This window comes from Sedimentibacter sp. MB31-C6 (assembly GCF_035934735.1).
GTDB lineage: Bacteria > Bacillota > Clostridia > Tissierellales > Sedimentibacteraceae > Sedimentibacter.
The window spans coordinates 2,191,175-2,203,289 of the sequence record NZ_CP142396.1; the positions used below are offsets into that span (position 1 = coordinate 2,191,175).

A 12,115-nucleotide genomic window follows, 5' to 3' on the forward strand; every position below is an offset into this window, starting at 1 on the left:
TTACTTTACATTGAAGGGGACGCAATTGTATGCGTCCCGTGGACTATTCATTATTTGAATCTTCATCACATAATCACTGACAATAATGTAAAATTATTTTACATTGTAGGGTATGCATTGCATGCATACCGGGGGACTCATAAAATGCGTCACTACAGTTCTAATACATAAGTTTACTGAGAAGCATCTGCTTTTGAATTTTTTAAATTTTCAGACTGTGCTATAAGCATTCCTGTAAGCATTAGTGCACAACCAACATATCCTCTCAATGGTAGTCTTTCTGATAATAGCCAGATTCCACCTATTGCTGCAAATAAAGCTTCCATGCTAAGAGCTATAGCTGCATGTGAAGGTTTTGCATGTTTTTGTCCAATAGCTTGCAATGTGTAAGCTACACCTGCTGACATAATACCACCATATAGTATTGGAATGGCTGCATTAGTAATTCCACTGAAATTAATATCTTCAAAAATAAATGCAGTTATTATACTTAGAATAGCACACGAAGCAAATTGAACAGACGATAATTTAACAGCATCAATATTTTTGACGTACTTATCAATTAATTGAATATGAGCCGCCCAGAAGAAAGCACCTATGATTTCTAACAAATCTCCAAATTCAATTGTGAAACTCTCATTTACACTTAAAAAGTAGAGACCAATTACTGCAGTAAGTGCCCCAATCCAAGTTGTAAAATGTGTTTTTTGTTTTAGAAATATACCTAAAATAGGAACAAGCACTATGTAAAGACTGGTAATAAATCCTGCTTTACCAGCAGTAGTGTAAATAAGTCCTACTTGTTGAAGAGATGCAGCTATAAATAAAACACTTCCAGCAACAATTCCTGATTTAATAGTAAGTTTAACATTCTCTTTTTCTTTGTTTTTCTCTGGATTGTTTTCTTTGGATTTTTTGTCAAAAAAATAAATAACAGGTAGTAAAGATAAACTTCCTAAGGCAAATCGTATGCCATTAAAAGTAAATGCTCCTACGTGCTGCATGCCAACCCTCTGCGCAACAAATGCAAAACCCCATATTGCTGCAGTTAATAACAACATTAATACAGATTTTAATTCTTGCTTTTTCATTTCGTCACCCCTTAAATAATTTACCTAACAATATACTATCATAATAAATCTTTATAAACAAGAATATGTTATCATATTTAGGACGTTTCTTTTCTTTTAAAATAACTAAATAACTTCGTTGACAAGACTTTTTATCATAGTATAATTGTAGTAATAAATAAAATTAGGAGTTAAAATGTTAGAGGTAGGTCAAATAAAAGAGGTTAATATATTAGATTTAAATTATCTCGGAAAAGGTGTTGCAAAAGTAGATGACTTTGTTGTGTTTGTAGAAGATGCAATAGAAGGTGATTATGTTGAGATAGAAATAACAGAAGTAAAGAAAAATTATGCGATTGGAAGAGTACTAAGTACCATTAATCCATCAAAAAATAGAATAGAACCACCATGTCAATATTATACACAATGTGGTGGATGTCAGCTGATGCATATTAATTATGATGAACAGTCTAAATTTAAAAAAACAAGAGTAATAAACGAGTTGAAAAGAGTTAAAGTTAACTTAGACAATGTTTCGATTCATGACACTATAGAAATGAAAGAACCATTTAGATACAGAAATAAAACAGCCTTTTCAGTTAAGAATATTAGTAATAAAGTAGTTATTGGTCCTTATGAACAAGGTACATATAATACAGTTGATATAAATACTTGTATGCTTCAAAGTAGTGTTGCAGATAAAGTTATTACACTTATAAAAAAAGCAATAAAAAAATATAATATTAAACCATATGATAAAAAAACGAAAACTGGAACAATTCGTAGTATTGTTATCAGAAATAATAAAAAAAATGAGTTGATGCTCATAATAGTAACAGTTTCAGAAAAATTCCAACAAAAAGATATTATCGTTAAAGAACTCGTTAATGAAATTAAAGAATTAAAAACTATTATACAAAATATAAATAGCAAAAATACAAATTTAGTAATGGGAGATAAAAATATTGTTTTGTATGGAGAGGGTACAATAAAAGATAATATAGGTGACTTAATATTTAATATATCTCCAAATACTTTTTTTCAGGTTAATCCTATACAAACAGAAAAGTTATATGATACTGCTTTAAAATATGCAAATTTAAATAAAGAAGATATATGTTTTGATATTTATTGTGGGATAGGTACAATATCACTAATGGCTTCAAAATATGCAAAGAAGGTTTATGGAATTGAAATTGTAGAACAATCAATTATTAATGCAAGAGAAAATGCTAAGCTAAATAATATAAAAAATGCGGAATTTTATGCAGGTAAGGCAGAAAAAATACTGCCAAAGTTGTATAGTAAAAATATAAAAGGAAATGTTGTTATATTAGATCCTCCAAGAAAAGGCTGTGAAAAAGAAGTAATAGATACAATAATAAATATGAATCCAGAAAAAGTGGTATATGTATCATGCAACCCTTCAACTTTAGCAAGAGATATTAAGCTTTTAGAAAGTGGTGGATATAAACTAAAAATAGTTCAGCCTGTAGACCAATTCCCTTGGACAGTGCACGTGGAGTGCGTGATTCTGATGCAGCGTAGTGGTATAGAGGATAAAAAATAGACTTTGACCACTACATGTAGTGGTTTTAAGGTAAAAAACAAGCAAAAAAGAGGGTTAAAAATGCACGATTTTAGCCCCCTTTTTTAGCGAAAAATACTGATGCAGAAGCTAATTTTTTAGATGCAGCCCCTAAAATGACGCAAAATCACTTTACGACAAAAGAAATTATAAAATAAAATAACTAGAAAAATAGACATTATTTGAAACAATATGGTGTAAGTTTTAAATAGGGAATTGAAGTTGAAGTATAAAATGTTACTTGGAGTCAGACCGTCAATCTGGAGATAAACTCTCCTTATTGACGGTTTTTATAATCATAAATCTTGTTACATTTTTTTAAAGAAATTATCATTGACAATTTGGTTTATACAGTATAGACTTAATATAAAGTCGATGTTGCATAGACCAAGGAGGTTTATCATGAAATATTATAAACTCGCAGAAACTGAAGAAAAGTTTGCCGAATTAATCTGGCAGAACGAACCGATTGGCTCCGGCGATCTTGTGAAGCTAAGTGAAAAAGAAATGAATTGGAAAAAATCCACAACATATACAGTACTTAAAAAGTTATGTGATAAGGGTATTTTTCAAAATGAAAATGCAGTGGTTTCATCTCAAATTTCAAAGGATGAATATTACGCCAAGCAAAGTATACGTTTCGTGGAGGATACCTTTGGAGGGTCACTGCCGAAATTTCTAACATCTTTTATCAGTGGCAAAAAAATAAGTAATTATCAAGCTGAAGAGTTGAAAAGATTGATTGATGAGCATAAGGAGGTGTAGCAATGAGTGAACTATTTCTTACTGTTTTAAATATGAGCCTTACGGCAAGTTATGTAATTGTTTTTGTAATACTCATCAGGTTTCTACTCAAAAAAGCTCCAAAAGTCATCTCCTATGCCTTATGGGGTGTGGTTGCTTTTCGCCTTTTAATTCCATTCTCCTTTGAAAGCATGTTTAGTCTTATGCCACGTAATACGAATGCTGTACCAATCCCCCAAGATATTATCTATCAACAAATTCCGCAGATTAACAGCGGGATAAAAGTGGTTGATTCATTTGTAAACAATTCATTTCCTGCACCGACTATAGGGGCAAGTGTGAATCCACTTCAGATATACGTGGAAATGGGGGCATACATCTGGGTATTAGGCATAATAGCTTTGCTTGTTTATAGCCTTATATCTATTTTGACATTAAAAAGACGGCTTAAAAGTGCACAATTAATAGAGAAAAATATCTTCGAAGCAAAGAATTTGAAAACACCATTTGTGCTTGGATTGATAAGCCCCAAGATATATTTACCTTATAGACTTAATGCTATTGAACGAAGCTATATTTTGCTACATGAACAAACCCATATTCACCGGAAAGACCATATTATAAAAATTTTAGGCTTCCTAATATTGTCCGTCCACTGGTTTAACCCCCTCGTGTGGATTGCATTCATGTTAATGAGTGCGGATATGGAACTTTCCTGTGATGAAAGAGTATTGAAAGAGATGAATGAAGATATTAAAAAACCATATGCTAATTCGTTATTGTCACTTGCAACAGGGGAGTATATTTTTAATTGTAATCCACTTGCTTTTGGCGAGGGAAATGTGAAAGGGAGGATTAAAAACGTGTTAAATTATAAAAAACCAAGATTTTGGGTGGTTGTATTAGCAGCCATTGTTGCACTAGCCATTGGGATTGGGCTTTTGGTAAATCCCGGTGTAAATTCATCCATACCAAGATTAATAACAGGATACATGGTAATAGAAGATGACTTATTATATATTGATGAAGTTGAAATAATTTACAGGGAAGATACAGAACGAATAGAAGAACTTGAAGAATTGGGGGAAAGCATCACTACACCCAGTGGTTATCACATTTATAATCCGGACACAGACAAGCAAACTTTTAAAATCACAAAGGAAACAACATATACATTTGTTGATTATAGTTTTCTATTTCTTGAAGATGGGGTTGCGGATAGATTATATACAACAACAAATAAAGAAGAGTTTATGCTACACTTAGATGAATCATATTCTGATTCACCACCGGCGCAAAAGGTTCCATTTTTTATAGAAGTAAAAGATGGTAAGGTAATAAGTATTACAGAGAAAATTGAATTTACCATTTAGGTGAACTTATCTAATAGGTCACAGGATTTATGCGATACAGCACATTAGTAGAAATAAACATACCCATTAATACTATACTATTAATGGGTATTTAACAAAAAGTTGTAGTATAAAAACTATACATTTTGTAGTAGGCCAGGGGGTGAATTCTATTCTATGACAAGAAAATTAGCATATATAATTATATGTTGCGTATTTGCATTATCATTGTCAGGATGCATAGAACAATCTGAACCAACTAGTAAGTCGAAAGAAACAGAATTAAAACCTTATGAAAAGAAAGTTTCAGACAAACGCAATTATGAAGTATCTGACAGTGAAATTGCCGAATATCTTGAATATAAATATCAAGACAGGTCATTGTATATTGCCGGATTAAAAATCTTTGAAGAGTTTGGCACATCTAATGAGGGGAGTGTTTCAATACACCAGGATGAAAATACTCTCACTTTCTCTATTATAAAGGCCACGGGTTCTGTTACGGGTTCTATTGACGGCGCACTTGTATATTTTAAAATGAATCTTGATACAAATGAAATTATCGAGAAGAAATTTAAACCCGCTCCAAACTATGTTGAATTAGGTATGATCCAGTTTATTGAACATAGTGAAGAAGTAATTGAATTAACTGATAAGCGGCTGGTTGAAATCGGAAAGTATTTTAAAGAAATGATACTGAAGATAGAAGCAAATTAGCCATGCAAAGAAGTAATTTATACAGAATTTTAATGGCATTCATCAATAGTTGGATTAGTTATCCACGGTTGGAGGCTTGAAAGACTGAAACGCCTTGAAAAATAAGAAGTCGCTGCCGGATGGCTGCTTTTACCAAACTGTAAAAATTGATTTACTGCATATAACGAACCAATAGGCTGAAAATGTGTTTTTAAATACTACATGTAATGGTCTTAGAGCAAAGAATAAGAAAAAAATAATAATGCAGAAGCTAATTTTTTAGATGCAGCCCCTGAAATGATGCAAAACCACTTTTAGGTAAGTAAGATTATAAAATAAAATAACAATAGAAAAACAGACATTGCCGAAGAGTTAATGTGCGTTATTGCACACTGATTCTTCGGCTTTTTTGTTTTCAGAAAGGATACGATATGCTTGTAAAATACAAACGGAATAGAAAACCTGCCTGTTATGATTCTGAAAGTCTCACAAGCACCGGCAGACCTGATCCACCCACTGCTCTTACCGGTCCCTTTAAAAACTGTGGTGATTGCCCTTATGCATCCCACGGCTTTATCTGTTATAGCCGTGAAGGAGATTGTCTAAAAACCGATGTGCAAAAAATTAATCAAAGGAGGAAAAGATTATGCGAACAATGATTCAATGCATGCATGAAAGCAATTACTACAATCTTGCTTTTCCCAGCAAGGAAAAAGAACTGCAGGTTTTATGCGACAGTCTTGGTATTGCCAATACTGCAAAAACAGAGATTAAAATCAGTGCTGTCCATAACGATGAGCGATTGTCAGCTCTGCTCTTTGAACAAACAGTAAACCTTGATCAGCTGAATTTTCTGATGAAGCGGTTGGATAGCTTTGACCAAAAAGAACTTGCCACTTTTTACGCAGCTGCCTATGCTGAAAAAACTAAAACAACACGTTTTTTGGGGACGGCACGTTTTTTGGGGACGGTTCTTTTTGATTGGCAGTTTATATTTTACATCAATCAAAAAGAACCGTCCCGTAAATTCTTGTCTCAATCAAAAAGAACCGTCCCGTAAATTCTTGTCTCAATCAAAAAGAACCGTCCCGTAAATTCTTGAGGAATCAAACAATGAAAAATCGTGAGTGTAGTATTGTTCGTGATATATTACCTTTGTATGTTGAAAATGTTATCAGAGACGATACAAAGCAATTTGTAGATGAGCATTTAAGTCATTGTGCTGAGTGCAAAAATGAATTGGAACTAACGCAAACAGATATACCTGTTAAAAAAATTTGTTCGGAAAAGGATAGCGGTATTGAAGTTATAAAAAAAATAGGATTGGATATAAAGAAAAAGCGAGTATTTACAGGTATTCTTTCAGCAGTTATTTCAGCCATTGTTGTAATATTATCATTTGCATATTTAACAGCACCTGAATATCTACCTTATGCTGAATCATTTGATATTATTTCTGTAAAGGATAATAATGGCTATGTAACGCTTTCTTTTACAGGTGAATATGAGATTTATCAAAGTGAACAAGGCGTATATGATATTAGTATCTATAATACAATTTGGAACAAACTCTTTGATATCGAGAAAAAGCAAGATATAACGGTAAATCCAAACGGAGAAACAGTTAATACTATTTATTATGTGTCTAATGGTGGGCAAGAAGATAAAGTAATCTATGGAAGAAGTCCCATTAATAATGGAGGAGTTTTGACCTTACCTCGATTGTTTTTGAATTATTATTTTGTCATTACCATTTTATTTGCAATTGTTTTGGCAATGCTTGTTGTAATATTCAGAAAGAAAGAAAAAGTTAAAGCCATAGTAGTAAAAATACTATTTATTCCCATTTCTTATATTGTAAGTCATATTATGATTAAAGGATGGAATGCCACTTCATATTCAGCAACTCGTGATTTTTATTTGATTTTGCTTTTAGTAATACCTATTTATTCTCTATTTTATATTTTGTATAAAAAGAAACATTCGAAATTTAGGCACTAACTATTATGAGCATAACACGTAATTCATAAATTCCAATTTGTAGCCGCAAATAATTACTTAAAAAATTAAAAACGTAACCATAAATGCACTAAGATGTAAAAATCTGGTGCTTTTATTTTATATAAATCACAACTAAATAAAGAAACCCAAAGAGGCGAAGTCTTCGGTCAACTTATGATCGATAGTCTTCGCCTCTTTTTTTATTTAAAAAACTAATAGAAAGAAAGGATTGAGAAAAATGTCAAGATATTTTATGTATGGTACATCACTGGGAGGGATAGAGCAGCTGATGATGCTGGCACCTAATTTTCATCAAAGAGGAAGTGGCGTAGTAACAGAATGTAATATGGGGGAGATAATATTAATGATGAAGCTGAACAAATTAGATGTTTGCTTAAAAAGACAAAGGAAATAGTTATTTTTACAGCTAATTTGTTTGATTTAATTGCGAATGGGTTAATGATAATGAAAACGATGGAATAGCGGAACATCCGATACAGATACCTTTTGTAGGTTATTCCGAAATGGTACATAACTTCATCGACGATGCTTACACCTTTGAAGAAAGTAATAAAGATATGGAACTTACCCGCTATAGAGATATTCTCAAAGATAACGGGCTTGAATGGGTACGGAATATATGAAAATATACTGACATTTCAAATTTAAATGCACAAAAGCCAGTAAGTAAATATGCAGGATTTGAGCCGTAGGCAATGGTTTGAATAGCATCGTTGTCTTCGATTCATTTTATTTAAACATCGTGATAAATTTTTTCCTTGACAAGGTAAGATGTTTTCGTTATACTATAGATGTTAACCAAGGTTAACATCTTGATGAGAATTATTATACATAATTAAGGAGTGGTAACGTGAGTAATAATGAATCTATGGAAATGTATTTGGAAACAGTTTATATATTAGAAAATAATCACGGCCATGCTCATGTGGTAGATATTGCAAATCGGCTAGCTGTATCAAAACCGGGTGTAACAAAAGCTATAAAACATCTTAAAGAGCAGGGATTTGTTAATACACAAAAATATGGAGTAATTCTATTGACAGAAAAGGGGAGAGAAGTGTCTGAGGAAATTTATAAAAAACATCAATTGATAGAGTTATTTTTAGAACATTCTCTTAAATTGTCTGCAGAGCAAGCTAGTATTGATGCATGTAAAATAGAACATGTTCTCAGCGATGAAATGACAGAAGCTATTAAAATCTATTTAAAGAGGAACAATATTGATATAGAGAAGTTGTAAGCTTAGGGGAAGATATGAACATGATTAGTAGTAAAATAATATTACCAGTCAATAAAAGTAAGGAAAGGTGTGCTAGTGAAATGGCAAATTTGGCAAAGGTACAGAATAACAGAGAGTACACGATTAAAGCAATTAAGACCAATGATGAAGAGCTTAAAAATTTTCTATTTACATTAGGATGTTATGAGGGTGAAACAGTGACAGTACTGTCAGTACTTAGTGAAAATTTTGTTATTTCTATAAAGGATGCAAGATATAGTCTTGATAAGAATTTAGCTGAAGCAATCATTGTGTAATTATTTTTTTTAACAATAAAGTTAACTATAGTTAACTTTATTTAAATAACTGCATAAGCTTTAAGAAGTTATTACGTGCAAAGAGTTAATCGAAGTTAACAATTATAAATTTTAAAAAATAAAATAAATATGGAGGAGCGTTATGAAAGTAGCATTAACGGGCAATCCAAACAGTGGAAAAACAACATTGTTCAATGCAATAACAGGAAAGGTTGAACATGTGGGAAACTGGGCGGGCGTAACAGTTGAGAAAAAGGAAGGGAAAATCAAAAAAAGTCTTAATAGAGGAAATTCTGAGATTATTGCAGTAGACCTTCCTGGAGCATATTCCATGTCACCTTTCACATCCGAGGAAAATATCACGAGTGACTTTGTTAAAAATGAAAAACCTGATGTTATTATTAACATCGTTGATGCCACAAACTTAAGCAGAAGCTTGTTTTTTACAACTCAACTTCTGGAGCTAGGGATACCGGTTGTTGTTGCCCTTAACAAGAGTGATTTAAGCAAGAAAAAAGGGATAGTTATCAATGTAGCGGCTTTGTCAGAAAAACTTAAATGTCCCGTTGTTGAAACAATATCTACTGCCGGAAGTAAAAACGGTTTGAAGGACCTTATATCTGCTGCTGAAAATGCTAAGGGCAAGAAGCAGCAAGCGCCCTTTGATGGCTTAGGGGTTAATATGGCAGATAAAAATTCAGTTGAAGCATCTGATAAAAAACGGTTTGAACTTGTGAAAGTTATTATTGCAGAGGTTGAAAACAGAAAAATAAGTAGCAATCGTCAAACGATTCAAGATGCAGTTGATAGGGTTTTAGCACATAAATGGTTTGGAATTCCGATTTTTGCAGTAGTAATGTGGACAGTATTTTCTATTTCTCAAACTCATTTAGGACCGCTTTTAGCTGACACATTTGTTGGTTGGATAGATGGATTCAATGGCTGGGTTGCAGAATTACTTGGAGAAGGAGTATCTCCTGTTCTTAGCGCCATTCTTTTAGATGGTATATTAGGAGGGGTTGGAGCTGTTGTAGGCTTCCTTCCGCTGATCATGGTGTTGTTCTTCCTGCTGGCATTGCTTGAAGATTGCGGATATATGGCACGTGTTGCTGTTGTTATGGATAGATTTTTTAAGAAAGTTGGATTATCAGGTAAATCAATTATTCCAATGATTATTGGTACAGGATGTGCTATTCCGGGAATTATGGCAACGAGAACAATTAAAAATGAAAGACAAAGAAGGACAACTGCAATGCTTACACCTTTTATGCCATGCGGAGCAAAATTACCTGTCATTGCTCTTTTTGCAGGTGTGTTCTTTAATGATGCGGCTTGGGTGGGAACAACAATGTATTTTTTAGGTATTGCGCTCATTATAATAGGAGCTTTAATTGTAGTAAGAATTACTGGAGAGAAAAATGCAAGATCATTCTTCATTATGGAGCTGCCGGAATATAAATTTCCAAGTATTAAGAGAGCTACATTAGAAATGCTTTCTAGAGCAAAAGCATTTATTGTTAAAGCGGGGACTATTATTCTTCTTTGTAATGCTGCAGTGCAAATCATGCAAACATTCGATTGGAAATTTCAAGTAGTTGCTGAAGGCGCAGAGGGTACTAGTATTCTGGCCAGTATTGCATCACCATTTGCTGTTCTATTAATACCTTTAGGATTTGGTGTATGGCAGTTGGCTGCAGCAGCGGTTACTGGTTTTATTGCTAAAGAGAATGTAGTTGGTACATTGGCTGTTGTATACTCAATCACAAACTTCATTGATACGGAAGAACTTGCTTTAGTTAATGGAGCGACTGATGTTGCAGGAGTAATGGGATTAACCTCGGCAGCTGCATTGGCATATTTGATGTTTAACTTATTTACACCACCGTGTTTTGCAGCTATTGGTGCCATGAATGCCGAGATGGAGAGTAAAAAGTGGCTTTGGGGCGGAATTGCATTTCAATTAGGTATAGGGTATACAGTTGCATTTATTACTTATCAGATAGGAACTTTACTAACAACAGGTGCTTTGGGGAGTGGCTTCTTGCCAGGTTTAATTGCTATAATCGCAATGATTGGCTATGTTGTTTATCTTACAAGAAAAGGTGAACAAAAAGCATCTGCAAAAGAAGCATTAAGTGCTTAGGAGAAAAATCTATGGGCAATTTAATTATCACCATCATTATTTTAGCAATCGTAGCGTCTGCAATTGCTAAAATTGTTATTGAAAAGCGAAAAGGAGCCAAGTGTATTGGTTGTCCTTACAGTCAAACAGGCGAAAGTCATTGTGGTTGCAACAATTCCAGTGAAAAATCAAAAGGATGATGCAAATGGTAAAAAAGCTTATTGATTTAAAAGGAGCATTTGAAAAACAATAGCTATAAGCTTACAGGTCAAAGGATAGCCGTATTGGAGGTGCTTGCTGAGAACAGCGGCGAGCACCTTAATGCGGATGTAATTTTACAGATTGTTTTATCAAAAGGACACCGCATAGGCATGGCTACGGTATACAGGACGCTGACACTGCTTAAAAGGTTGAAGTTTATTACAATAATCTACTTGAATGACGGCTGCATAAGGTATAAGCTGTCAGACCCCAATTCAAAGTATGAGCACTATTATCTGATATGTGAATGCTGTGGCAACGTTTTGGATATAGAGGGGGATTTGTTGGACTCCCTGGAAAAGCAGCTGTTTTTAAAAAACAGGTTTCGTGTTAGCAATCATAGAGTGAAGCATTTTGGAATCTGTGAAAAATGCATGGATGAGCAATACTAAAAGAATTTTTTTAAAACTTTAAATATGGAGGGCTTGAATTGAGTATTGTACTGGTAGACGGACATGAGCGAATGAGGGATGATTATAAGGCCATTGGAGACAAGCATGGGCATAAAATAAAAGTCTTTACACAGATGCCGACCAGATTTAATAAGAGTATTGGGCAATCTGATGCTATTGGACTTTTTTTTTGGGGTTTTTTGGGGACGGTTCTTTTTTCCGTTTTTGGGGAAGTTACGTCCCGTAAATTACCATTGTTATTTATGCTAAGGATGTTATAATAAATAGAAAATTAATATTTAAATTTGATGAAGAAGCGATATGCATACGTT

The 12,115-nt window shown here is 33.4% G+C and carries 14 protein-coding genes; 13 read left to right on the top strand and 1 reads right to left on the bottom strand.

The window, feature by feature from the left end; all coding sequences use genetic code 11:
• Positions 1-173: 173 nt before the first annotated feature.
• Entirely contained in the window at positions 174-1,091 is a 918-nt protein-coding gene (locus U8307_RS10380) for a DMT family transporter (protein WP_326907630.1), read from the bottom strand.
• A gap of 175 nt (positions 1,092-1,266) precedes the next feature.
• Between U8307_RS10380 and rlmD the strand changes: the two genes are divergently transcribed.
• From rlmD to U8307_RS10445, 13 genes are all read left to right on the top strand, one after another.
• Positions 1,267-2,640: a 23S rRNA (uracil(1939)-C(5))-methyltransferase RlmD gene (rlmD, locus tag U8307_RS10385; RefSeq protein WP_326907632.1), complete on the top strand. Its 1,374-nt coding sequence runs from the start codon at positions 1,267-1,269 to the stop codon at positions 2,638-2,640.
• A 420-nt stretch (positions 2,641-3,060) separates the two neighbouring features.
• On the top strand, positions 3,061-3,423 hold the full coding sequence (locus U8307_RS10390) for a BlaI/MecI/CopY family transcriptional regulator (RefSeq protein ID WP_326907634.1): 363 nt from the start codon (positions 3,061-3,063) through the stop codon (positions 3,421-3,423).
• A gap of 2 nt (positions 3,424-3,425) precedes the next feature.
• Positions 3,426-4,775, top strand: a complete 1,350-nt coding sequence (locus U8307_RS10395) for a M56 family metallopeptidase (protein WP_326907636.1) — start codon at positions 3,426-3,428, stop codon at positions 4,773-4,775.
• A gap of 156 nt (positions 4,776-4,931) precedes the next feature.
• Positions 4,932-5,471 carry a hypothetical protein gene (locus tag U8307_RS10400; RefSeq protein ID WP_326907638.1) on the top strand — a complete coding sequence of 180 codons (540 nt, stop codon included), beginning with the start codon at positions 4,932-4,934 and terminating at the stop codon, positions 5,469-5,471.
• Positions 5,472-6,096: 625 nt separating this feature from the next.
• Positions 6,097-6,510: a hypothetical protein gene (locus U8307_RS10405; RefSeq protein WP_326907640.1), complete on the top strand. Its 414-nt coding sequence runs from the start codon at positions 6,097-6,099 to the stop codon at positions 6,508-6,510.
• 53 nt (positions 6,511-6,563) lie between these two features.
• Positions 6,564-7,451, top strand: coding sequence for a zf-HC2 domain-containing protein (locus U8307_RS10410; protein ID WP_326907642.1), 888 nt, complete (start codon positions 6,564-6,566; stop codon positions 7,449-7,451).
• 238 nt (positions 7,452-7,689) lie between these two features.
• Positions 7,690-7,866: a hypothetical protein gene (locus U8307_RS10415; RefSeq protein ID WP_326907644.1), complete on the top strand. Its 177-nt coding sequence runs from the start codon at positions 7,690-7,692 to the stop codon at positions 7,864-7,866.
• 456 nt (positions 7,867-8,322) lie between these two features.
• Complete coding sequence (locus U8307_RS10420; protein ID WP_326907646.1) at positions 8,323-8,712, top strand: metal-dependent transcriptional regulator; 390 nt, start codon at positions 8,323-8,325, stop codon at positions 8,710-8,712.
• 14 nt (positions 8,713-8,726) lie between these two features.
• Positions 8,727-9,008 (top strand): FeoA family protein, encoded by a 282-nt coding sequence (locus tag U8307_RS10425; RefSeq protein WP_326907648.1) that lies wholly within the window; start codon positions 8,727-8,729, stop codon positions 9,006-9,008.
• 142 nt (positions 9,009-9,150) lie between these two features.
• Positions 9,151-11,151 (top strand): ferrous iron transporter B, encoded by a 2,001-nt coding sequence (gene feoB, locus U8307_RS10430; protein ID WP_326907650.1) that lies wholly within the window; start codon positions 9,151-9,153, stop codon positions 11,149-11,151.
• An 11-nt stretch (positions 11,152-11,162) separates the two neighbouring features.
• Positions 11,163-11,330, top strand: coding sequence for a FeoB-associated Cys-rich membrane protein (locus U8307_RS10435; protein ID WP_326907652.1), 168 nt, complete (start codon positions 11,163-11,165; stop codon positions 11,328-11,330).
• A gap of 39 nt (positions 11,331-11,369) precedes the next feature.
• Positions 11,370-11,783 (top strand): Fur family transcriptional regulator, encoded by a 414-nt coding sequence (locus U8307_RS10440; protein WP_326907654.1) that lies wholly within the window; start codon positions 11,370-11,372, stop codon positions 11,781-11,783.
• 38 nt (positions 11,784-11,821) lie between these two features.
• Positions 11,822-12,064, top strand: a complete 243-nt coding sequence (locus U8307_RS10445) for a DUF2325 domain-containing protein (protein WP_326907656.1) — start codon at positions 11,822-11,824, stop codon at positions 12,062-12,064.
• Positions 12,065-12,115: the final 51 nt, after the last annotated feature.

Bases quoted from the DNA above. Each gene is read 5' to 3' on its own strand.
- U8307_RS10380 (WP_326907630.1), bottom strand. From the start codon at position 1,091: ATGAAAAAGCAAGAATTAAAATCTGTATTAATGTTGTTATTAACTGCA.
- rlmD (WP_326907632.1), top strand. From the start codon at position 1,267: ATGTTAGAGGTAGGTCAAATAAAAGAGGTTAATATATTAGATTTAAAT.
- U8307_RS10390 (WP_326907634.1), top strand. From the start codon at position 3,061: ATGAAATATTATAAACTCGCAGAAACTGAAGAAAAGTTTGCCGAATTA.
- U8307_RS10395 (WP_326907636.1), top strand. From the start codon at position 3,426: ATGAGTGAACTATTTCTTACTGTTTTAAATATGAGCCTTACGGCAAGT.
- U8307_RS10400 (WP_326907638.1), top strand. From the start codon at position 4,932: ATGACAAGAAAATTAGCATATATAATTATATGTTGCGTATTTGCATTA.
- U8307_RS10405 (WP_326907640.1), top strand. From the start codon at position 6,097: ATGCGAACAATGATTCAATGCATGCATGAAAGCAATTACTACAATCTT.
- U8307_RS10410 (WP_326907642.1), top strand. From the start codon at position 6,564: ATGAAAAATCGTGAGTGTAGTATTGTTCGTGATATATTACCTTTGTAT.
- U8307_RS10415 (WP_326907644.1), top strand. From the start codon at position 7,690: ATGTCAAGATATTTTATGTATGGTACATCACTGGGAGGGATAGAGCAG.
- U8307_RS10425 (WP_326907648.1), top strand. From the start codon at position 8,727: ATGAACATGATTAGTAGTAAAATAATATTACCAGTCAATAAAAGTAAG.
- feoB (WP_326907650.1), top strand. From the start codon at position 9,151: ATGAAAGTAGCATTAACGGGCAATCCAAACAGTGGAAAAACAACATTG.
- U8307_RS10435 (WP_326907652.1), top strand. From the start codon at position 11,163: ATGGGCAATTTAATTATCACCATCATTATTTTAGCAATCGTAGCGTCT.